The organism is Pelagicoccus enzymogenes (genome assembly GCF_014803405.1).
Classification (GTDB): domain Bacteria; phylum Verrucomicrobiota; class Verrucomicrobiia; order Opitutales; family Opitutaceae; genus Pelagicoccus; species Pelagicoccus enzymogenes.
On sequence record NZ_JACYFG010000007.1, the window covers coordinates 209,718 to 230,201 of the forward strand.

A 20,484-nucleotide genomic window follows, 5' to 3' on the forward strand; every position below is an offset into this window, starting at 1 on the left:
CCAGTCGTCCAAGTTGTTGAGCATGATCGAATCATAAATGGGGGTTGCCTCGTCGAGCCTGTTTTTCCTGAGCATTTTGGCGCGAGACTCGGGTCCTTTCTGACGGGTTTCGATCATCTCGTTAACCTTCGCCAGATTCTCCTCGCTCAGGTTTACATTTGGCTGCCGGCGTATCCATTCTTCAAATTGGAGGTAGGTGGGCCGGTGGCTCGATTCGAGAGAAGAGTTTCCTGCGGAACCAGAACGCGAGGTTGACCAGGGCAATCATGACGGGAACTTCCACCAGCGGGCCGATGACTGCCGCAAAGGCGACGCCGGATCCAATGCCGAAGACTGCGACTGCGACCGCGATGGCGAGTTCGAAGTTGTTGCTGGCGGCGGTGAAGCTCAACGCAACGCTTTGGCGGCATTCGGCGCCGACCGCTTTGCCCATGAGAAAGCTGACCACGAACATAATCAGGAAGTAGATCGCCAACGGGACCGCGATGCGCAGCACGTCGAAAGGCAGTTCAAGGATGGTGTCCCCCTTGAAGGTAAACATCAGCACGATGGTGAAGACATGCGCTTGATTCGTTGTTTAAATTTACTGCTGCGAAGCTTCGTCGACGCGTTTTCCGGACGTCTCCGAAGCTCTACTCCCGGACTCGGGTGGGATGAATTCTGTGTTCTGGTAGGGCGGACTGGCCCAGTCCGCCGCGGAGGAATGATCCTGCAACGCGGCTGTCTGAGCCAGACAGCCCTACCATCGCGAATCCTGGATGCAGTTTTAAATACACTTCCCGGACTCTGTTTCTGTTCGCACTGCAAAGGTTTAAGATCAGGCAGCCAACTGAATATTTTAAAAAGAGAATATGCGAAGATTTGGATTAGATCTGGGCCCGTTGTGCGGAAGGAGTCGGTGGGAGTCGGCTTTGAAGGTGTCCGATTGCAGGTTAGGATCTCACCTGATGCTTTTTTCTTGCAGGCATGCTCTTGTGCTCGGGTCTTTCTCACCTCGGATCCGGGGGCGTTTCCTGAGATCTGGACATAAAAAGACCGAAGGCGTCTGTTTTCCTTCGGTTAAAATGGTGGGAGATCCGAGATTGGTTCTTCGCTTCGCTCATCAGGACTTCGTCCCAATGCTGCGCATTGCCCATCTGCGCTTCGCTTCGTCGTTCACGAGTGAAACGAGAAGGCCTGACACTTGGGTCGTTCTCACCTCGGATCCGGGGCGTTTCATAAGATAGGGGCATAAAAAGACCGAAGGCGTTTGTTTCCTTCGGTTAAAATGGTGGGAGATCCGAGATTCGAACTAAGGTTTGATAAACAACGATTTAAATAGATAACAGGTGTTGAGAGGTGTAAAACGTTCTCTGGCCAGCAAGAGGACTAGTCCGCGGGTTTGTAGGCGACTGCGGCGTTTAGGGTATCATTCAGGTAATGATACTGTTCAGAGATGTTAGCGGTCAGCGAGTAGCGATGCCAGAAGACTGAGCTTGAGCTTGGTTCAATTTGAAAATTACTGGTCACTGGAGCTGACCGTAATAGGCCCACCGCCAGTCTTTTTCGGATCATTTGGTCAGAGCGAAAGGACTCGAACCTTCGACCTTTCCATTTTATGCCCGAAGGCAGGTACCGTTAGCTTGTGGCTTACTGGTTCATTCGAGCTGGGGAGGACAGGGAAATCAGCTGTCCGTGCACGACTGTTCCCGAGCTCTGGTAGAATCTTTGAAGTTTGGATCAAGAGATTCTAAATGGGGGTGTCCGTTTTATGGATTCACTGAACGGACGGCAAAGTCCCCGTTCAGGTGGATGCTACCACGGAATTGGCGGGGTTGAAACGAGTGTCCCTTGACTGTTCGGACTTGGTAGATAGGAGCGACCAGTTCGATTGATGGGAGGAATAAGCCTCGTTGAGCCGGTGGGCGTTGCGGAGGGCGAGTGCAAGGTTCTGGCGTCGCGTGAGCTGCGGCAAGGGATAGGGAGTTGTCGCGCCTCGCTCGCGTTTATAGGGTAGTATTCGGTTTCGCCTCTCTGTCAGGCCTTTTCGTAGTGGAATCCTCGGATACCTTGGGTACGGTGGAGAATGCTGGTTGCCGTAGCTTTGTTGGTTAATCTTTGATCGTTAGCCGGTTGGGAAGGATTGAGAGTTCTCTTGCTCCTTCTTCATTCGCTTGGCCTCCTTCTTTTCCTTGGCGGTCTTTTGCGGAGCCTTTTTGCTCTCTCTCTTGTTGTCTTTGGATTTTGGCATATTCGATTGGGCTTAATGTAGTTGAATATAGGATACTGAAATATCGGGTTCGGTTGATTCGTCGGTGGATCGAGTGGCGTGACTGTTGAAGGAGTCACTGAGGGCCTGGGGCACCGGTGGAGTCGGCCGTTTTTTCTGCGGGCTCTTTATCGACTTTCAGCGTCGAGGAGTTTCCCCGGAATCGCGATGACAAGCGTTTGATGCGGTCGCTAAGGTAGTGTAGCGCTGACGTTGCAAGGTTTGGTTGCTTTTGTTTTGTGTCGTTGCTTGTGCTTTTCGTTTCTCGGGTCTGCATGGCGAAAGAGTTTTAGGAAGGTACTGTCGACCATCTAGGAGACGGACTGTGTTTACTTGTCCGGGTATGATACGCTGTTTGCGAAGCGGCGCCTATGGGGTACAACCCGCTGTCTGGGAGTTCTGGTCGAGAGGGTGGGTAAGACTCCATAGGCGGGAGCGAGGTATTCGGATAGAATATCTCGGAATGGATAGAAACGTAGACCATCAAACGGCTCCCGATCTTCGTGAACCGGCAAAAGATCCCCATGCCTGGAAACGTGTGGTGGCCAAGTTTCAGCGGCCTGCGCCTTTGCGGGCGAATTGGCAGCTGGCCAATACGCTGACGCCATATGCGGCGCTTTGGCTGCTCATGTACTTGACGCTCGGGGTATCGATTTGGCTAACGTTGGGTCTGGCCCTTATGGCAGCGGGGTTCCTGGTGCGCGTTTTCATCATCTTCCACGACTGTACGCACGGATCGTTTTTCGCGTCGAAACGTGCCAATTCCGTAGTGGGCTTCGCTACCGGAGTCCTTACCTTCACTCCGTTTGCCCATTGGCGTTGGGAGCATGCCCGGCACCATGCCTCCTCGGGGGACCTTGACCGGAGAGGTGTTGGCGATGTCAGCACGATGACAGTCGATGAATACGTGAGGGCGTCGATCTGGGAGCGTATCCGCTATCGAACGATGCGTAATCCGATCACGTTGTTTGTCTTCGCCCCGTTGCTGCTTTTTTTGGTCAGGCAGCGTTTTTCATCGATGGGGGCGGGCCAGCCTGAGCGGCGCTCCGTACTGTGGACGAACCTTTGCTTGTTGTCGACGGCCGTCATTTTGAGTGGGGTTTATGGCTGGCAGGCGTATCTCTTTATTCAGCTTGTGATCCTCGGGGTGAGTGGAGCGGCGGGCGTGTGGCTATTCTATGTGCAGCATCAATTTGAGGACGTTTATTGGGAACGCGGAGGCGATTGGGACTTTGTCGAAGCTGCCTTGAAGGGAAGCTCCTTCTATCGCCTGCCGAAGGTACTGCAATGGCTGTCGGGAAATATCGGATACCATCACGTTCATCATTTGAGCGCTCGCATCCCCAACTATCGGCTTGAAACCTGTCACCGTTCCGATCCGCTCTTTAGCTCGGTGAAGCCGGTGACCTTGCGGTCGAGCCTGCGCTCGTTACGCCTGCGCCTTTGGGACGAAGACGCCCAGCGTTTGGTCGGGTTTCGTGAAGTTCGAGACAGCCGCCGCACGGGAAGCTGACAAGCGCGATCAAGGAAGTGGCCCTGCCCGCGTCCTACGGTTCTTGTTCATTTGGATTCGACCCGGCTGCGGTTCAGCTGTCGAGGAGGGCCTGCAGGAGGCGGTCTAGAGGGATGGTGGCGAAGTCGATGCTTCGGGTTTCAGTGATCCCGTGGGAAACGATGGGTGGTGTTTGGTTTGGCATAGTTTAGGTTGCGAATGCGGTCTTTTATAATGGGGACCAGTGGCGGGGCGACGCTCAGCGAGCGCAAGCCGCAGCGAAGGATTTCCTCGGTATGGCGGCTTCTGCCCGCCAGCTCTCCGCAGAGGGAAAGTGGCAGGTCAGGAGCATCCGATCGTGCGATTTCCATTAAGCGGAAAATAGCTCGCTGGGAGTCCCGGAAATAGGAGTCCACGGCAGCGTTTTCGCGGTCGGCTGCGAATGTGTATTGGGTGAGGTCGTTAGTGCCGAAGCTGGCGAAATCGCAGTGGCTCGCGAATTCCTGGAGGGACAGGGCGGCGGCTGGGGTTTCGATCATGATTCCCAGTGGGGGAATTTTGCCGCTGCCAAGTTGGCGGGACAGGACGGATAAACGTTCTCGGGTGGCGGTGATATCCTCGGCAAGCGTTGCCATGGGGATGAGAATTCGGGTATCCGACTCCTTCGAGAGCCTTAGGATGGCTCGGAGCTGCGTATCCAAAAGTTCAGGATACTCGAGGAGGAGGCGAATGCCGCGCCTGCCGAGGGCGGGATTGGACTCGGCGAGGAATCCTGTAAAGGGAAGTGGTTTGTCCGCTCCGATGTCGAGGAGCCGGATGTTGACGGGCTTGCCTTCAAAAGGCGCTAGAGTGTGTTGCATCTCTTCCAGCAGTTCGTTTTCGCTGGGCGGCGCGTTCATCCCCAAGTAGGCGAGCTCGGTGCGGTAGAGGCCGACTCCGTCGGCTCCATTAACGATGGCGCGGTCGGCGTCAGCGCGCGACGCGATATTGGCGAGGACTAGAATGTTGACCCCATCGAGGGTGATGGCCGGTTTGTGCGCCTTTTGGGAGATCTTCGAGGCCGCCGCTTTTCTTCCGGAAATTTTCTTTTGGAAGGCGGCTTTGCTCTTCTCGCCGGGGTGGAGGACGACGGTTCCCGATTCGGCATCGACCAGAAGGGTATCGTTCGAATGGATACGCTGGAGGATATTGGGAATTTGAGCGATGCAGGGGAGGCCCATTTCGCGGGCGAAGAGCGCGGCGTGGGAGCTGGTTCCGCCGTACTCGAGAAGTACGGCTGCGGCGGACTGCTTTGCGAGGAAGACGGTGTCGGAGGGGAGGAGCCGCTTTGCGACCAGGATGCTGCCGGACGGTAGGTCTTCGAGCCGGTTGACCTTGATGCCGCTGAGGGCGTTGGAGAGTCGGTTGGAAAGATCCTTCATGTCGTCTCCCTTTTGACGCGAGATTTGGGACTCCATGAGCAGGAATCGCCTCTCCCAGCGCAGGAAGACGGACCGTACGGCGCTGCTGGCATTGACGAGGTTGTCTCGTATCTCCGATTGGAGCTCTTTCTTTAGCGACGGGTCGTTGACCATCATCTTGTGGGCTTCGAAGACGGCGCCGAGGCGCGAGTCCATTTCCTTCTCCACCTTGGTGGCGAGGGAGGCGAGGTCCTCGGAAATGACGTTTGTCGCTTCCTCGAGAAAACTGTATTCCTGTTCGACGTCCGAAGCAACGATGGGTGTGGGAGCGTCCAGGGACCGTAGTTCGTCGTGGTACACGAAGGCGCATCCTTCGGCAAGTCCTGTGGAAACCGGCTTGCCATTGATCGTTTGTTCTTTCCCGCGCGTGCTCATGGCTGCGGAGGAGCCGGGGAGTGGGGGGACGTCGTCGCCTTTGTGTGCGGCGTGTCGGCTTGTTCTTGCTGAGCGCTCGCGGAGTGGATGAGGATCATTTCTGCGACGTGTTCTCGGGTGAGAATTCCGACCAGCTTCTCACCGTTCATCACCGAAAAGGTTGAGCAGCGCTGTCGCGTCATCGACTCCACGGCTTCCTGCAGTGAGGCGCTCTCTTGGACTTTGGGGCTGTCAGTTAGCATGAATGCCTCGACCCGCCGATCGTGTTGCCCGGTCTTGAGGGCTCTTATGAGGTCCTTGTGAACGAGCATGCCTAGGGTCTCGCCGTTTTCGACGACGGGGAAATCCTGTTGCGAGCCAGCCAGGATTTGTTCGGCAGCTTGGTCGAGGGTGTCGCTCGGTGAAAGGGTTCTGAATTGCGATTGGGTGCCGTCGCGAACTTGGAGTCCCTTTAGGGCGAATTCCATTTCGACGATTCCGGCTTCGGCTTGGGCGCCGAGGAATACGAAGACGGCGATGAAGATGAGGATGGGGTTGTAGAAGAAGCCAACGATGCCGAAAAGGATGGCGAACGCTTGCCCGAAGTTAGCGGCGACGGCGGTGGCTCGCCGGTGGCCGATCCTCAGGGAAAGAAGCGCTCTGAGGATCCTTCCGCCGTCCATCGGGAAGGCGGGCAGCAGGTTGAAGCCCACGATGGCCAGGTTGATGGCGAGGAGCTTCCGGTAAGCGTTTCCGGCGCTTAAGCTGAAATCCGTGGCTGCGGATGCGCCTTCGGCTATGAAGATCCAAGCGAATAGAGCGATGGCGATGGCGAGGCTGGCGGCGGGGCCGGCGAGGGCGATCCAGAATTCCTGCATCGGTCGGAGGCTTGCGCTTTCCAACCGGGCGACGCCGCCGATCGGGAGCAGGGTGATGTCGCGGGTCTTGACGCCGTACTCTCGTGCCATGAGGGCGTGCGCCAGCTCGTGGATGAGGACGCAGCAGAAAACGACCACGATGAACGTGACTGTGCTCAGGGCGCTGTCGAGGCTGCCCGTTGTTCTCCACGTCACCGATCCCAAAAAGGCCAGCAAGAGGAGGAAGGTGAAGTGCAAGTAAAGGTCGATGCCAAAGATGCGACCGATTTTAAGGGACCATTTCATAAGCGGTCTTCAAGCAGTTCCTGCTTTGTCTGGAAGCGGTTCCAGGCTTTGTTCTAAGTGAGGGATATGGGCCTCGCGTACCTCGCTCCGAGAGAGCTTGGTAAGGAGTGTACGGTTTTCCCGGTCGATGCTCTCGACGAAACGGGCGGGAAGCCCGACTCGCCACTGCCTGAACCATTGCTTCGACTCGATCAGGAACTCGGTTGCCGCCCACTGCTGGATATCGAGGGCCACGGATTGGAGTTTGCCCGCCGCGCCGTCATTGGTTTCTAAGCGATAACCGGTTGCGGACTTCAAGCTGTGAAGCCCATTGCGGTGAAATGAACTGGGTGGAAGGAGTGCGGGGCCATGGGAGCGGTTTCCCTGGCCTGAGGTTTCCCAATGGCTGGGCAGGAAATGGGATGTATCAAGGTCTAGCGAAGAGGGCGGGGCGCTTGCGTTGTCACAGTCTACGGTTGGGAGGTGGGCGATCCGCTCGCGTGCGCGCTTGATCATTGTCCAGCCAGGGTGGCCAAGGAGACTTGGCTGGACGCACGGCGCCGCGACGAGTGCCAGCCTGCCGTCGAACCACGCATGTGTCTTGACGACGATGTAGCAGATTTTCCAATACGATGGATCGACGTAAAAGTCTGTAACGTAGCCGAACGCTCCGTCGGTAGCGAGGGCGGGCATGCCAAATAGCGTGTGGGAATCGCGCATCATAAGTCCTAGCTGCCGAACGGTATCAGAAAGGCGGGTCCTCTCAGTGTGCTCTACCGGAGGAGCAGAATGAGCGCGAGTATCGCGAGCAGGGTTCCGCTTGGGTAGTAGCCCCAGTCGCGGCTGTGCGACCAGCGCGGAAGGGCGCCCACAATGAGGAATAATAGGACTGCGACGAATGCGGAGTGGGTCATGGTGTTGCTAGGCCGTTTCCATTGTGAAGTCAGCTTTTACCAGTTCGATTGTACCTGAAGCGCGACGCCAGCGCTACGGGGTCTAGACCTACCACTCCCTCGTTTGATTCTCGGTTTAAAGGAGAGGGAACGCAATGCTATCAGGCGACAGGTCGTCTTATTCTGAAGGTTGTTTGCCGACTTCGTCGCGCAGATGGTCTATTTCGTTCATCAACGAGCAGACGAGTTTTACGGCAGCTGTGTTGAGCTGATAGGTCCGCTTGAGATGCCTGATGCGTTGCAGCGCTACGATAGAGCTTGGGTCGAAGCGCCAACCGTCGCGCTGAGGCTCGGACAAGGTGGAAATGAATCCGTAGCGACAGTACACGGCAATCTGAAATCGGGGCACATGGGTGATACGCACGACTTCTTCGATCGAATATGAGTCGTCCACGGAATAGATCTCGGGGATAAGGGTGATGGTTTGCGAGGGAGTTGGGTTTGATTTTCTCATAGTACGGTTTCGGTTGTTCGCTCGCTTACGGGGTGTGTGGAAGCTTCGCGAAGCTGTTTCCAAAGTGCTTCTTCACTGGAGGTGAGAGTCTTAGGTATTGAAATATCAACGACGACGATGAGGTCGCATCGGGTTTGCTTGGGACCGTTCGGTAGGCCGTGTTTGCGAACGCGATGTCGAGTTCCATTTTAGGTGGAGGCGGGTATGTTGACTTTGATGGCACTCTCCAAACTCGGGACTTTGGCTTTCAATCCGAGCATTGTGTCCCAAGGCGCTAGTTCGAGCTCGAAAAGCAGGTCTGAGCCATTGACTTGAAATTCTGGATGGGCTCCGTAGCGAATACGTGGATACAAGTAGCCAGAGAGGCCGGAACCGGAGCCGGGGCTTCCTTTGCCCGGGACGCGAATAGGGCGAGCTTGCTGTGCCCCTGCTGGTATGCGTACCTTTAAGGAGCGTGGCTCGATCTTGCCAGACAGAGGGTCCGCACGTTTCACAGAGACGTCCCGCACTGTGCCTCTTAGGACTTCGCCGAGCGTAATTGGAATTTCGCCTTCGAAATCCAAGCCTTTCCGAATGGAAGAATAGCCTTCCGCTGTATCTCCATGGCGGGTCTCGAAGCTGGGGGTGAAGTATTGCTCGAAAAAGTCGCTGAAGCCGGTACCCGAAAAATGGAATTCGGGGCGTCCGGTTTTACTCGAGGTCCCAGCCTGCCATCGCGGCTGCTGGGCGCAAAGGCGAGCGGGTTCGTTGTGTTCAGATGCTAGAGTGTCGTACTTGAAGCGTTTTGCGGAGTCGCTAAGTACTTCGTTTGCCTCGTTGATGGCGGCGAACTTATCTGCGGCGCCGTCCCTCTCCTTGGTGACGTCCGGATGGTAACGGCGGGCGAGCGCTTGGAATGCTTTCTTGATATCAGCCTGGGTCGCCGTTCGCTCGACTCCGAGTGTCTGGTAATAATCCTTGAAATCGACTGACATGGGAAGGCTCTCGATTAGTGAATCGGCCTATCGATTATAAGGTAGTTGAAACGAGAAAGCGATGGGGTGTTGCCCGCCTGTTTCCAGGTGGCTTGTTCGCTTGAGGGCGGGTTACGCCCCATACCCAGTTTGATGCCAATTGGGTAATCTATCCCCTTTGTAGTCTGCTGGGTTTTTTCGGTACAAGAGCCTTGGTTTTTCTTCCTCCATAACCTGATTGGTTAATTAACATTATGAAAACTTTCTTTATTATAAGCAGGTTCGCAATTGCGTTTGCGTTGGTTGCTTATGGGCTGAGCCGGGCGAATTCATTCGATACGATTATTACTCGATTTTTCTTTGATTTGCCGCGAGACGAGTCTTTGTTTGTTCTATGTGGGGGGATCGTAATGGCAGCGTACTCGACTTGGCGGCTAATAGCAGCTGATTAGAATAGATCGGCGTGAGCTGCGATAGTTGGGTAAGAGCATACTGATCAGGACCATTTCGCTTGCATCAGGGTTACACCCCATGGATCCGGACATGAAATAAGAGTATGTTGAGTGTCGTGCCTCAAGGTATCATTTCGAATAAACGGCCATTGGAGTCTTGTGGAATCTATTTTATATGAAAGACGAACTGATCAAGGCAGCACGTAAAATTGTTTCCGATCCCTATGTTCTGGTAAATGTTGTATCGCGGCGCGTGAAACAGTTGCGGCAAGGCAGCAAGCCAATGGTGGAGTCGTTGGAGAAGCTGGCGCTTGAGGACGTCGCCCTCCGAGAAATAATCGAAGGAAAGATCAGCTACGAGCTAAGTTCTGGAAAAGTACCGTATTGATAATACCGGTGACGAAAAGTCCTCAAATTTTGAGAGCAGGTGTGAGGAGAAATCCCATTGGGTATGTGAATAAGAAAAGCCCATTGAGGAGGGACCAATCGGTTCTACTGCAATTGGGGGGATCAATTTTTATAAAGATAAATTTATGGCATCGAAACAACTTATGTTCGACGAGGCAGCGCGTCGCAAAATACTACGCGGCGTCGAGCTGCTGACACGTTCGGTCAAGGTTACCTTAGGTCCGAAAGGGCGTAGCGTGGTGATTGATCGTTCTTACGGAACTCCCATTGTGACCAAGGATGGTGTAACCGTGGCGAAGGAGATCACGCTTTCAGATCCCTACGAGAACATGGGGGCCCAGATGGTCAAGGAGGCGGCGTCCCATACCTCGGACATCGCAGGTGATGGCACCACGACCGCGACAGTGCTGGCCGAGTCCATCTACCGGGAAGGGATCAAGCATGTTGCGGCTGGGGCAAACCCGATTTTTCTCAAGCGCGGCATCGACCGGGCGGTAGAGGCTGCCGTTCTGGAGCTCGCTCGCATTTCTAAGCCAGTGTGGACAGTTGAGGAGATTCGGCAGGTCGCGACCGTCTCCGCCAATTGGGAAAGCGGAATCGGAGAGATCATCGCAAATGCCATGAACCAGGTCGGCAAGGATGGCAGCATCACGATCGAAGAAGGCAAGTCGGTTGAGACGACGCTGGAAGTGGTCGAAGGGATGCAGTTCGATCGCGGCTACCTGTCCTCCTATTTCGTGACCAATAGTGAAACGATGGATACGGACTTGGAAGACGCCTATGTATTGCTCCACGAAAAGAAGGTGGCTCGTTTGCAAGATATCCTGCCGCTACTGCAGTCGATCTCGGAGTCGGGCAAGCCGCTCTTGGTGATCGCGGAAGACATCACCGGCGAAGCCTTGGCCACGTTGGTTGTGAACCGCTTGCGCGGCAGCTTGAATACATGCGCGGTGAGGGCTCCTGGCTTTGGGGAGCGCCGCAGGGACTTCATGGAAGATATCGCAAGCTTTACCGGCGGGCGCTTTGTCACCGAGGACCTTGGCCTGACTTTGGAAGGACTTACGCTTGAGGATTTAGGCCGGGTCAAGCGCGTCCGGGTCGATAAAGACTCTACGATTCTGTACTCGGACGGGCAGCATGCGGCAGGAATCGCCGCTCGGGTGAAGAAAATCCGCCGGCAGCTGGAGGAAACCACATCGGACTTTGATAGGGAGAATCTGCAGGCACGTCTGGCCAAGCTGGCCGGCGGGGTGGCGGTTATCTACGTGGGGGCGGCTACTGAGTTCGAAATGAAGGAGAAGAAGGCTCGTGTGGAGGATGCCTTGCATGCGACACGGGCTGCCGTAGAAGAGGGAATCGTGCCGGGCGGGGGAGTGGCGTTGCTGCGTTGCCGCGCGGCAGTGGAGGCCTTGAGGTATTCAGGGGACGAGCAGCTCGGGATAGAGATCGTGCGCCGTGCCTTGTCCTCGCCCATTCAAGCGCTGTGCGAGAATGCCGGCGTTGAAGGATCCGTGGTCGTAGTGGAGGTCGCAAGGGCAGTAGGGAACAATGGATACAACGTAGCGACTGGAGCTTATGAAGACTTGTTGCTCAGCGGTGTCGTCGATCCCACGAAAGTGACGCGAGTCGCGTTGCAGAATGCGGCTTCGATTGCTGGGCTATTGCTGACTACCGAGTGCATGATCGTGGATTTCGAGGAAACGAAGCATGCCGCCCAAAGGCGTGGGTCTGCAGGAGCCTTGAGCTGAGTCGCGGCGTGGTCCATGGCGCCCGTGCTGCAGGGTTTGTTCTCGAACTGGCGAGCGAGTTCGAGCTATTCGTTGCTGCGGTGCAGAGGCCATTGCGTCTTAAAACGCGAGCTCGCAGTAGGGTGCGGCACTCGTACCGTCCCGCAGAGTATATATCAATCCATCGCGGGACGGGGCGAGCGCCGCGCCCTACGTTAGGTGTAACCTAGCAGATTACGACTAAGGCGCGGCCTTTCTGACCGCGCCTTAGAAGCGAGTTTGCGCATTAGATCTGAACGGTGTTTCGTTCGTTTCTTGCGCTTGATATTCTTTGGTCCGTGCCAGTCGGTATGGACTAGGTCTCGTTCTTTGGTTGAATTGCGTCGCTTAGCCATTGGCGCGACTCGTCGACGTTATGTTTGAGGGCGTCGTAGGCCTTTTGCGAGTCGGCTTTCATGCCATCCCAGGTAGTGGGGGTGGCATCGGCGATGGCTGCGATCTGTTTTTTCAGCGAGGTCGCCCGTTCCTTCAGCTCCGCGAGCTTAGGCTGCCCCGCAGCCTTTACAGAATCGGAGGCGTTTTTCATCTTTGCTTCGAGGGATTGTATTTCGGATTCAATGACAACGAGCTGCTTGCTCATCGCTTCGGAGAAAGCCTGCTTTTGCTCGAACGAGAATGCCTTCATTTTGGATAAGGAAGTGTCAATAGACGCTTCCGTTTTTACGACCGGGTCTTTGGCCGTCTTCTCTGCCGCCATGGATTTTTCTGATGGTTGCGAGCATCCAGCGGCTAGAATCCCGATAATGAGTGAGGTTGAAAGAATTATAGTTTTCATAGTGATTTTGTGTTTGTTGCCTCTCCCACCACCGAGCGAATTGCGCGAGAGTGGAGAGGAGGGACATTTTTGATAAAAGTAGAGAAGCGAATTACTCGTTACCGAGCAGTATCAGCTACCGATGAGGAGGATTCCATTTCCATACCGAGATTGCGGAAGTCCGCAGAGAGGTTCGTGAGCGAATCGCGAATGCGGGCACCCTCGCGAGTTGACTTTTTCAGGACGCCTTCGACGGATTTCAGACCCTTTTCCGTGAGGTCGGTGCCTAGGGCGGTGCGGATGTCGGTAAGGTCCGACATGAAGGGGGTAAGCGATTTGTTGAGCGAAACATATTTTTCGCTCAGGGCGCTGAACTTTTTGGATACAAGTGTCTTGCGATCACGACTGTCTGTTGCGATCTCATAGTTCTGAATCTTGGCAAGCTCGCCCTCCCAGTTGAGAAAATAGGCGTCTCCAAGTAGCTGCATGTCCTGAGCCCTTGAATTTATCGTTCCAATAGAAGACCCTAGGTTGGCCAATGCGGATCTGTAGCTTTGATATTGGTCGATCAGGTTTTGGTTTGGAGTTTTCACGAGGTTGTCGAGAGCCACCAAGACGGCATCAAGGGGCGGTATGCTATCGTCGATGCTTTGCGCGGTTTCGCGTAGTGAGGACGAAGTGTCTTGGGCTTTTTTGTAGCCTAGGGTAGAGCAACCGATTAGCAGGGCAGCAACAGCTGCGAGCAGGATAAGTGATGTATGTGTTTTCATATTTTATTTTGGTTGGTAACCGAACGGAAATAGTCAGAAGTATGTATTAAACAACTACGATTCGCAGGGCTGCTTCGTTGGTTCGCGTTTCTTGAATTTCGTTTGGGTCGACCTGCCTTGGCCGCCATCCGTTGGAAGACGGAATCACCTTGCGGCGTTTTGTTTGATGCCGCTGCGCCTGTCCCTGATCTATTTAGTTGGTTGGGAGTTTAACGGTTCTTTGCTTTTGCCGCTACGGGGTCTTCGCCTACTGGGGGGAGCTCGCGCGCTAGTTAACGGGCACTTGCATTACGAGGTGCTGTGGACCGTTCCTGAAGAGGTGTATCAAGCCCTCTCTAGCTCTCGATGCGGGTTAGGCCCCATAGTGGGAGCTACGATTCTCGAGTATGCTGGTTGCCCTGGAAAAGTAGCCCGATTCCATGACCTATGCTTATGAATAGAATTTTTTCAATTGGCCTCTCGATCTGTGGTGGCGCTCTTATTGTCTATGGCTTGAGTGCCGCCGACTCGATTAGCTCCACATTTTCGAACTTCTTTACCGGATCGCCGACGGACGAAGCAATTTGGATGCTGGCGGGCGGTGCCACTCTTCTTGCGATAGGCCTTGCTGGCCTGTTTCGCGGCTCGTCGAATTAAACCAAGCCCACGCGTTTCTCTGGAACAGGTAGATCGAAAGCGTGAATGCACGCGTCGGAGCGGAGCTGTAGAGGCAACGGATGCGAACGAGTAGGATGATCCGCGGCATTTCGCATGCAACCGCGCTTCCCCAACGATGTGTGTGTTAGAGTTGTATATTATTACGTTCCAAACATCGGGTCCCTACAGAGCCGTCGTTTCCGGGCTTGGTGGCGGCGGATCGGTGCGGTGACCCTTTTCTTCCCTTAGCTTTCGGAGGGTCCTTTTGACCAATTGAGCGAGCTTCTCAGTGGCACCGTTGACCACTTGGTGTATGTTTGCTGCTTCATGGGAGATGGCGAGGGGCTGGTGGTGTTCAAGTCGAGCTTCCATGGTGCAGCGCATTTCCTTCGAGCCGTCATGGGCGCCGTTCTCGTCGGCCAAATGAACCTCTACGCGGGTGATGTGTTCGCTTTGGTGACTGAGTGAGTGCGCTACGACTTTTCGGATGTACGCAAACAAGGCTTCGCGGCCTTCGAGGCTTCGGTCGGTGTTAATCTGAATCTGCATTGCAGAGGGAGTATGGCCGGTCCGAGAGAATGCGTCTATGGGGCCTAGACCTGCCTCTCTTCCATTCGCGGCTTGGGGGCGGGTATGACCCTATTGGGGCATTGGGCTTTTCTGTGCATCATAGGTGATCCTTGTTCAAAACCGAAACCGATGGTCAGGGTCGCCGCAGGGTCGCCGATTTCACATGAGCGTCGACTTGCAACTCTGTTATGTCCGTCACTACATCCTCCCGAGAAATTCCGCAGCCCGCGTCTGCCAGTGCTGTGCCGACGATTCTGAAGCTTGTTTGCGAGCTCACTGGCATGCGGTTGGCCTTGGTGGCTCGCTTGATGGATGGGAAATGGACGGCGTGTGGCGTCCATGACTGCATGGACTACGGCCTCGCTGTAGACGACCGGCTTGAGATGGGTGAAACCATTCTCGTACGCTCTGGCGACTCGGCTTTTTTGCCTTTCGCGGAATCGGTGGGAGCCGAGCGGTTTCCTCGAAAGCACGGAACCCCGCCATCTGCTGGCCCGGGTAGGTGCATCTGGCTTCCGATCTCCGGTTGCGAAGGGCAGCTTTTTGGATGGCTTTGCGTCTTTGACGGGAGGCCGAACGCATTCAAGCCCGATATGGTAGGGGTGCTGACGCTGCTGGGAGAGCTCCTGCGACAGCAGTTGTGCACGAAGTGTCCTCGGCAGGAGCTCGAGGAGCAACTTTTAGCGGAACGGGAGGCAAGCCGAGCTCGCGAGGAGTTTATCGCGGTGCTAGGCCACGATCTACGAAACCCTTTGACTAGCATAATCTGGGCAGCGGACCTGATGCGGATTCAGAATGACGGGCCAGACCGCGACGAACTGTATCAGATCCTCCGCAGCTGTGGCCTTCAGATCGGGAATCTGATCGAGGATCTGCTTGACTTTGCCCGCGGTCGTCTAGGCAAGGGGATTCCATTGGAACGCCGATGCCAGTTGGACTTGACTGTACTTGCGAGCGAAGCGATCAGCGAACTCTGTTTGTCTCGTCCAGGGCGGGTTATTCGCTTGCTACATTCGGATCCAGTGGTGGCGTGCGTCGATGAGGTCCGCTTCCGCCAACTGCTTTCCAACTTGTTGGGAAACGCGCTGCAGCACAGCCCGCCTTCGGAGCCTGTGAACATCGGGCTCGACTATCGGGGGGATATGGTGCGGATCGCAATAACGAATGGCGGGCCGCCGCTATCCGAGGAAAACCGGGCATCCTTGTTTTCGCCGTTTGCGTTGCGGTCGAGCCATGGAAGTCGACCAGGCCTTGGCCTCGGCCTATTCATCGCGTCGGAGATCGCACGCGCCCACGGTGGCGCAATCGAGGTTAGCGCTGGCGACGATGGCACGACGCTCACGACTCTACTACCGCGGGAATCCTCCGAATAGCGGGCCGAGTCGTGGTTTTAGCGCCTCCACTTGATTCGGCTCGGGTGAAACTAGAGGCGATTTCGGAAACCGCCTAGGAAATATATAACTAAGCAGACGAGTAGGACCAGTCCGAGTCCGCCGCCACCAAAGGCGGGGCCACCGTAATAGAAACCACCGCCTCCGAATAGAATGACAGCCAACAAAACGAGAAGTAAGATATTCATGTCGGCAGTGTAAGCGATTTGTAGGCGTGAGTTCTATGGGGCCTTGTCCTAAGCGCGCGAGGCGCAAGCGAGGCGTTTCCATTGTCCGCACGTAGCGGGTAACGCCCCATGGCGAAAGGAGATTGAGTACGGTATTATATAATCAAGTCTATCTTCGCGACTCGCGCAGATAATATAATTATTATGAAAACAATATGAAAACAAAATATCTATCAGTGCTCCTCGCTTTGATCGCGAGCCCCGCCTTGTTGTCTGCCTCGCCTCAGAGCGATCGCAAGATCGAGGAAGCGGCCAAGTCGTCCTACAACTTTAGCACGGTATTGTCCGGCAATGTAATCGCCAAATCAATTGATGGAAATATCACTTTATCCGGTAAGGTTCAGGACCAAGGCGAAAAGGATCTGGCAGCCGATACCGTCAAGCAGATACCTGGCGTGGATAAGGTGCAAAACAACCTCGAGATCGAGTCGAAGTACAAAGAACATTCCGATGCGTGGATGGCTTTCAAGGTCCGCAGCATGCTGCTTGTAAAGGCCAACGTGAGCGCCGCTTCTACGGATGTCTCGGTTGAAGATGGCGTAGTGACATTGAGGGGCACCGCTCGCAACGAAGCGCAAAAGGAGCTGACGGGGATCTATGCCAAGGAGATCGACTGGGTGAAGTCGGTGACCAACAACATTGAAATCGAAGTGCCTTCTGATGGCGAGGAGTCGGTTGCAGAGTTGGTCGACGACGCCTCAATCACGGCCCAGGTCAAGTTTGCGCTGCTGAACAGCAAATCGACGCATGCGCTCAAGACTTCGGTTTCCACTATCGACGGCGTGGTGGTTTTGGGCGGTGTTGCCGCGTCGGATGCGGCCCGCTCGCTCGCTGGGAAACTTGCCAAGGATGTTCGCGGCGTTAAGTCCGTGACGAACAACATGACCGTCAAAGGGTAATGGACTGTTCTATCTCGTTTTGAGGATCAGAGGGAAAACCGCGCGGTCGCCGAAAAGGTGGCCGCGCTTTTTTTGGTCTGGCAGTATTCCGCCGACTCAAGTAGCTTCCCTGTCGGTGGGTGAGGGAGTAGAAAACCTGTTATCTGCATCCTCGGGTTTTACCTTTCTCAGAGCCTAAATGCTTCAAGTATCGCCAGTGTCTATATCAAATAGAAGAAGTTGGGAGATTGTAATGTGAAGTGGATACATAATACATTATCCTTTTCAATTGACGAAGAAAAAGATTGAACAGAAGTGGCTAGCGCTTCCGGCGATGACGAAAAGGTGCCAGATGCCGTGGAAGTGACGGACTCGATTGGCGAAGAGGTAGAAGACTACGCCGACGGTGTACAGCGAGCCGCCTAGGACCAGCCACAACAGTCCGAAGCGGGGCAGGGAATCTAGCAGGGGATTGATGGCGACGAGGATCAGCCAGCCCATGCCTAGGTAAATCGATACCGACGGGACGCGGCTGGCGGACTTAGGGCGAAGCTCCAGTATGGAGCCGACCAGGGCGAGGAGCCACACGACGCCGAAGAGCGACCAGCCCCAGCCTCCGCGCAGGGTCACCAAGGTAAAGGGCGTGTAGGTGCCGGCGATAAGAAGGTAGATCGAGATATGGTCGAAGGTCTGGAACAGGGCTTTGGCGCGTCCTGCGTGCAGGCTGTGGTAGAGGGCTGAGGCTGCGTAGAGCAGGAGCAAGCTGACGCCGTACACGCTGAAGCTGACGATCTTCCAAGGGTCGCCTTGCAACGACGCGAAGGTAACCAGAACGGCGGCTCCGCAAAGGGCTAAGACCGCTCCGGCGATGTGCGTTATGCTATTGAATCGTTCCCCTTTTTCCATGCGAGATTGGATTTCGATAACACTCTCGGGGCGGTTACTTGAAAAGTCCATCCCTTCCCGTTTGGCGTTAGCTTGGGAGGATTGGATTTGAGTCCTACTTTTCGGGGGGAGCTATTGCCCAAGCCTATTTAGGTCGCTTCTTCGTCACTGCATATAGGATACAGATAACGACGATGGCGCCGAGAAGGGTCCAGACGCCCATTCCTAACTCTAATAATTGATCCATCATAAGGTCTGTGTCCGGGTTGCACGGAGCAATCGACGCCCTAACTTAGTGCGTGGCGTCCTGCTCGTTTGTAGTTGAATCTAACCTACGGAACCTTCCATTTCCAGTTCGATGAGGCGCTTTAGCTCGACGCTGTATTCCATGGGGAATTGTCGGGTGAGGTCGTTCACGAAGCCGTTAACGCTGAGGCTCATAGCCTGGGCGTTGCTCAGTCCGCGTTGCTGCATGTAGAATAGTTGGTCTGTGGATACGCGGCTTACAGAGGCTTCGTGTTGGGCGACGTTTCGCTGTCCTTGAATGGTTATCGCGGGATAGGTGTCGGTCCGCGAGGAGGCGTTGATGAGGAGGGCGTCACACTCGGTGTTGTTCTTGCAGCCTTTTAAGCGCTTGGGCATGTGGACGCGACCACGATAGGTGGATCGGCCGTGACCGACGCTTATGGATTTGGCGATGATGTTACTGGAGGTGTTGTCGGCGGCATGGATCATCTTGGCTCCGGTGTCCTGATGTTGGCCGTCGTTCGCGAGAGCGATGCTGAGGACTTCTCCGCGGGCACCGCGGCCTTTGAGGATGACGCCGGGGTATTTCATGGTGAGGCGGGAGCCGATGTTGCAGTCGATCCACTTGACGATGGCGTTTTCGTGGGCGAGGGCTCGTTTGGTGACGAGGTTGTAGACGTTGGATGACCAGTTCTGCACAGTGATATATTCGATCTTAGCTCCGGGCAGGGCGACGAGTTCGACGACGGCGCTGTGCAGGGTGGCAGTGTCGAATTTTGGGGCGGTGCAGCCTTCCATGTAGGTGACTTCGGATCCTTCGTCAGCGATGATCAGGGTGCGCTCGAACTGTCCGAAGTTTTCCGCGTTGATGCGGAAGTAGGCTTGCAGCGGGTGGCTGACCTTGACCCCGGGCGGGATGTAGATGAAGGAGCCGCCGGAAAAGACGGCGCTGTTGAGCGCGGAGAATTTGTTGTCCGCAGTAGGGATGACTTTTCCGAACCATTTGCGGAAAATCTCCGGGTGCTGCATCAGTGCTTCGGTACTGCCCATGAACAGCACGCCCTGTTTACACACGCTGTCTTTGATGTTTGAATACGCGGATTCGCTGTCGAACTGGGCTTCGACGCCTGCGAGGAAGCGACGTTCGTTTTCCGGAATGCCGAGGCGCTCGAAGGTTTGCTTCACGTCGTCGGGCACTTCGTCCCAGCTTTTCTTAGTCTTTCGGTCTCCGGAGAGGTAGTAGCGGATCTTGTCGAAGTGGATGTTTGCCAGGTCGGTGGTGGCCCAATGGGTGGGAAGCGGTTTTTTGAGAAAGGTGGCGAGGGCCCTTTTGCGGAAGGCGCGGATCCAGTCCGCTTCCCCTTTGACGTCGGAGATATAGTCGATGGTCTGCTCGCTCAGGCCGGTGCCAGCGTCGTAGGTGTGGTGTTCTGTGAAGCGGAAGTTTCCGCGCTCCCTGTCGACTTCGATATTGGTGTCTGCCTTCATGTTTTGTGCTCTTGTTCTAAGGGAACGGGGGCGTTCGATGTTTCGGAATAGATCCTTGTTTGGGACCGGAGCGAAAAGTAATGGCCCATCTTCGATGGGCCATTGGTGGGTGTGAGTTGGGTGGTTGCCCTGGACCGCTTTATTGCTTGCCTGAAGATCTATTTTTGGCTCGGAAACGTCCGAGTGTTCCGATCAGAAATAGTGCAATTCCGGACAGAGCAAGTGTGGACGATTGGTCAGGTACTGCATGCGATTTCGGCGAGTAGGTGGGACCTTGGCTTGCTGAATTGGTTTCCGCTATTCCACTGTCAGCGCGATCACGCGTTCCGTACGAGCGGATTACTTCTTCCCCATACATGCTGCGCGCCCCGAACATCAATGTCGATGAGTCCAAGGTGGGACCCGAGATTCCAGTAAAGTTCCAGATTAGGTTGGGAATACTTAAGTCGGTGTGGGAAGGCACCGCCAATTGAGCTGCATCGGATAAAAGTGCTGGGCCAGTTGGGGCGGTCGTGAATGTCCAGCCAAAGGGGGTGACTTCAAAGCCGGGCACGTATCCCTCGAAATCGAAAATGGTAATCCGTGATTCATTTTTTTGGGTATAGCTGTTGATAAACGTTGTATCGTAGGACCAGTCAAAGAACCCGCCTGCTGCAGGAGTGACTGTTGGGGAGAGTTCGACGGATATGGTCGCTCGAGACGTTGAAGCCATTGCAATGACTGAAAAAGCCGATGCTGCGATAAGGATTCGCTTGAAGTATTTAGAATTTATAAGCATATTATTTGATGTTTGTTTTTAATGTTGAAATGAAGGGGTGAGTTTCCGTTCCTATTTAAAATATAGTAATCAATTGTCTCCGTTAAACGCTGATTAGAGAGTGGTCACAGATATCGATAATCTACTCTTCGAAACCTCGTAAAACGTTAGGTCACGAT

20 protein-coding genes and 1 pseudogene are annotated in these 20,484 nt (G+C 54.9%); 6 read left to right on the forward strand and 15 right to left on the reverse strand.

Annotated elements, in window-relative coordinates; all coding sequences use genetic code 11:
- Positions 1-181: 181 nt before the first annotated feature.
- Together IEN85_RS06865 and IEN85_RS24645 are read right to left on the reverse strand one after the other, a co-directional pair.
- Positions 182-565: pseudogene (locus IEN85_RS06865) on the reverse strand (arsenic resistance protein); the annotation flags it as partial.
- 1,539 nt (positions 566-2,104) lie between these two features.
- Complete coding sequence (locus tag IEN85_RS24645) at positions 2,105-2,230, reverse strand: hypothetical protein (protein ID WP_263597518.1); 126 nt, start codon at positions 2,228-2,230, stop codon at positions 2,105-2,107.
- Between the two features lie 481 nt (positions 2,231-2,711).
- Between IEN85_RS24645 and IEN85_RS06870 the strand changes: the two genes are divergently transcribed.
- Positions 2,712-3,761, forward strand: coding sequence for a fatty acid desaturase (locus IEN85_RS06870; RefSeq protein ID WP_191616344.1), 1,050 nt, complete (start codon positions 2,712-2,714; stop codon positions 3,759-3,761).
- Positions 3,762-3,901: 140 nt separating this feature from the next.
- On the opposite strand, the gene ptsP is transcribed toward IEN85_RS06870, so the two are convergent.
- From ptsP to IEN85_RS06900, 6 genes are all read right to left on the reverse strand, one after another.
- Positions 3,902-5,575, reverse strand: a complete 1,674-nt coding sequence (gene ptsP, locus IEN85_RS06875; protein WP_191616345.1) for a phosphoenolpyruvate--protein phosphotransferase — start codon at positions 5,573-5,575, stop codon at positions 3,902-3,904.
- A complete protein-coding gene (locus IEN85_RS06880; protein WP_191616346.1) occupies positions 5,572-6,717 on the reverse strand; it encodes a site-2 protease family protein in 1,146 nt (381 codons plus the stop codon). The genes ptsP and IEN85_RS06880 overlap by 4 nt, the downstream gene beginning before the upstream one ends.
- Before the next feature lie 9 nt (positions 6,718-6,726).
- Positions 6,727-7,419 (reverse strand): hypothetical protein, encoded by a 693-nt coding sequence (locus IEN85_RS06885; RefSeq protein ID WP_191616347.1) that lies wholly within the window; start codon positions 7,417-7,419, stop codon positions 6,727-6,729.
- Between the two features lie 50 nt (positions 7,420-7,469).
- Positions 7,470-7,610, reverse strand: a complete 141-nt coding sequence (locus IEN85_RS06890) for a DUF3309 domain-containing protein (RefSeq protein ID WP_191616348.1) — start codon at positions 7,608-7,610, stop codon at positions 7,470-7,472.
- Between the two features lie 157 nt (positions 7,611-7,767).
- Positions 7,768-8,103, reverse strand: a complete 336-nt coding sequence (locus IEN85_RS06895) for a chaperone modulator CbpM (protein ID WP_191616349.1) — start codon at positions 8,101-8,103, stop codon at positions 7,768-7,770.
- Between the two features lie 188 nt (positions 8,104-8,291).
- Positions 8,292-9,077 (reverse strand): DnaJ domain-containing protein, encoded by a 786-nt coding sequence (locus IEN85_RS06900; RefSeq protein ID WP_191616350.1) that lies wholly within the window; start codon positions 9,075-9,077, stop codon positions 8,292-8,294.
- A gap of 606 nt (positions 9,078-9,683) precedes the next feature.
- Here IEN85_RS06900 and IEN85_RS06905 point away from each other — a divergent pair.
- Complete coding sequence (locus IEN85_RS06905) at positions 9,684-9,896, forward strand: DNA-directed RNA polymerase subunit omega (RefSeq protein WP_191616351.1); 213 nt, start codon at positions 9,684-9,686, stop codon at positions 9,894-9,896.
- A gap of 145 nt (positions 9,897-10,041) precedes the next feature.
- A complete protein-coding gene (gene groL, locus IEN85_RS06910) occupies positions 10,042-11,664 on the forward strand; it encodes a chaperonin GroEL (RefSeq protein ID WP_191616352.1) in 1,623 nt (540 codons plus the stop codon).
- A 334-nt stretch (positions 11,665-11,998) separates the two neighbouring features.
- On the opposite strand, the gene IEN85_RS06915 is transcribed toward groL, so the two are convergent.
- Together IEN85_RS06915 and IEN85_RS06920 are read right to left on the reverse strand one after the other, a co-directional pair.
- Positions 11,999-12,328: a sll1863 family stress response protein gene (locus IEN85_RS06915; RefSeq protein ID WP_191616353.1), complete on the reverse strand. Its 330-nt coding sequence runs from the start codon at positions 12,326-12,328 to the stop codon at positions 11,999-12,001.
- A 248-nt stretch (positions 12,329-12,576) separates the two neighbouring features.
- The gene (locus IEN85_RS06920) at positions 12,577-13,227 is read right to left on the reverse strand and encodes a DUF2959 family protein (RefSeq protein WP_191616354.1); all 651 of its coding nucleotides are present in this window, start codon (positions 13,225-13,227) and stop codon (positions 12,577-12,579) included.
- A 432-nt stretch (positions 13,228-13,659) separates the two neighbouring features.
- On the opposite strand from IEN85_RS06920, the gene IEN85_RS06925 reads away from it, so the two are divergent.
- Positions 13,660-13,863: a DUF3185 family protein gene (locus tag IEN85_RS06925; RefSeq protein WP_191616355.1), complete on the forward strand. Its 204-nt coding sequence runs from the start codon at positions 13,660-13,662 to the stop codon at positions 13,861-13,863.
- A 183-nt stretch (positions 13,864-14,046) separates the two neighbouring features.
- Here the strand turns inward: IEN85_RS06925 and IEN85_RS06930 are convergent, their stop codons facing one another.
- A complete protein-coding gene (locus IEN85_RS06930) occupies positions 14,047-14,412 on the reverse strand; it encodes an HPF/RaiA family ribosome-associated protein (protein WP_191616356.1) in 366 nt (121 codons plus the stop codon).
- Between the two features lie 209 nt (positions 14,413-14,621).
- Between IEN85_RS06930 and IEN85_RS06935 the strand changes: the two genes are divergently transcribed.
- A complete protein-coding gene (locus IEN85_RS06935; protein ID WP_191616357.1) occupies positions 14,622-15,806 on the forward strand; it encodes a sensor histidine kinase in 1,185 nt (394 codons plus the stop codon).
- A gap of 50 nt (positions 15,807-15,856) precedes the next feature.
- Here the strand turns inward: IEN85_RS06935 and IEN85_RS06940 are convergent, their stop codons facing one another.
- Positions 15,857-16,012 (reverse strand): DUF3309 domain-containing protein, encoded by a 156-nt coding sequence (locus tag IEN85_RS06940; protein WP_191616358.1) that lies wholly within the window; start codon positions 16,010-16,012, stop codon positions 15,857-15,859.
- 194 nt (positions 16,013-16,206) lie between these two features.
- On the opposite strand from IEN85_RS06940, the gene IEN85_RS06945 reads away from it, so the two are divergent.
- Positions 16,207-16,950, forward strand: a complete 744-nt coding sequence (locus tag IEN85_RS06945; RefSeq protein ID WP_191616359.1) for a BON domain-containing protein — start codon at positions 16,207-16,209, stop codon at positions 16,948-16,950.
- Between the two features lie 264 nt (positions 16,951-17,214).
- Here IEN85_RS06945 and trhA read toward each other — a convergent pair whose 3' ends face one another.
- The 3 genes from trhA to IEN85_RS06960 form a co-directional block, all read right to left on the reverse strand.
- Positions 17,215-17,835, reverse strand: coding sequence for a PAQR family membrane homeostasis protein TrhA (gene trhA / locus IEN85_RS06950; RefSeq protein ID WP_191616607.1), 621 nt, complete (start codon positions 17,833-17,835; stop codon positions 17,215-17,217).
- Positions 17,836-18,141: 306 nt separating this feature from the next.
- A complete protein-coding gene (gene sufB / locus IEN85_RS06955) occupies positions 18,142-19,548 on the reverse strand; it encodes a Fe-S cluster assembly protein SufB (protein ID WP_191616360.1) in 1,407 nt (468 codons plus the stop codon).
- Positions 19,549-19,687: 139 nt separating this feature from the next.
- Entirely contained in the window at positions 19,688-20,326 is a 639-nt protein-coding gene (locus tag IEN85_RS06960) for a hypothetical protein (RefSeq protein WP_191616361.1), read from the reverse strand.
- Between the last annotated feature and the right edge of the window lie 158 nt (positions 20,327-20,484).

Coding starts and splice junctions, on each gene's coding strand:
- IEN85_RS06895 (WP_191616349.1), bottom strand. CDS start 8,103: ATGAGAAAATCAAACCCAACTCCCTCGCAAACCATCACCCTTATCCCC.
- groL (WP_191616352.1), top strand. CDS start 10,042: ATGGCATCGAAACAACTTATGTTCGACGAGGCAGCGCGTCGCAAAATA.
- IEN85_RS06945 (WP_191616359.1), top strand. CDS start 16,207: ATGAAAACAAAATATCTATCAGTGCTCCTCGCTTTGATCGCGAGCCCC.
- IEN85_RS06890 (WP_191616348.1), bottom strand. CDS start 7,610: ATGACCCACTCCGCATTCGTCGCAGTCCTATTATTCCTCATTGTGGGC.
- IEN85_RS06925 (WP_191616355.1), top strand. CDS start 13,660: ATGAATAGAATTTTTTCAATTGGCCTCTCGATCTGTGGTGGCGCTCTT.
- IEN85_RS24645 (WP_263597518.1), bottom strand. CDS start 2,230: ATGCCAAAATCCAAAGACAACAAGAGAGAGAGCAAAAAGGCTCCGCAA.
- IEN85_RS06905 (WP_191616351.1), top strand. CDS start 9,684: ATGAAAGACGAACTGATCAAGGCAGCACGTAAAATTGTTTCCGATCCC.
- IEN85_RS06940 (WP_191616358.1), bottom strand. CDS start 16,012: ATGAATATCTTACTTCTCGTTTTGTTGGCTGTCATTCTATTCGGAGGC.
- IEN85_RS06870 (WP_191616344.1), top strand. CDS start 2,712: ATGGATAGAAACGTAGACCATCAAACGGCTCCCGATCTTCGTGAACCG.
- IEN85_RS06960 (WP_191616361.1), bottom strand. CDS start 20,326: ATGCTTATAAATTCTAAATACTTCAAGCGAATCCTTATCGCAGCATCG.
- IEN85_RS06920 (WP_191616354.1), bottom strand. CDS start 13,227: ATGAAAACACATACATCACTTATCCTGCTCGCAGCTGTTGCTGCCCTG.
- IEN85_RS06935 (WP_191616357.1), top strand. CDS start 14,622: ATGTCCGTCACTACATCCTCCCGAGAAATTCCGCAGCCCGCGTCTGCC.
- IEN85_RS06915 (WP_191616353.1), bottom strand. CDS start 12,328: ATGAAGGCATTCTCGTTCGAGCAAAAGCAGGCTTTCTCCGAAGCGATG.
- IEN85_RS06880 (WP_191616346.1), bottom strand. CDS start 6,717: ATGAAATGGTCCCTTAAAATCGGTCGCATCTTTGGCATCGACCTTTAC.
- sufB (WP_191616360.1), bottom strand. CDS start 19,548: ATGAAGGCAGACACCAATATCGAAGTCGACAGGGAGCGCGGAAACTTC.
- IEN85_RS06900 (WP_191616350.1), bottom strand. CDS start 9,077: ATGTCAGTCGATTTCAAGGATTATTACCAGACACTCGGAGTCGAGCGA.
- ptsP (WP_191616345.1), bottom strand. CDS start 5,575: ATGAGCACGCGCGGGAAAGAACAAACGATCAATGGCAAGCCGGTTTCC.
- IEN85_RS06885 (WP_191616347.1), bottom strand. CDS start 7,419: ATGATGCGCGATTCCCACACGCTATTTGGCATGCCCGCCCTCGCTACC.
- trhA (WP_191616607.1), bottom strand. CDS start 17,835: ATGGAAAAAGGGGAACGATTCAATAGCATAACGCACATCGCCGGAGCG.
- IEN85_RS06930 (WP_191616356.1), bottom strand. CDS start 14,412: ATGCAGATTCAGATTAACACCGACCGAAGCCTCGAAGGCCGCGAAGCC.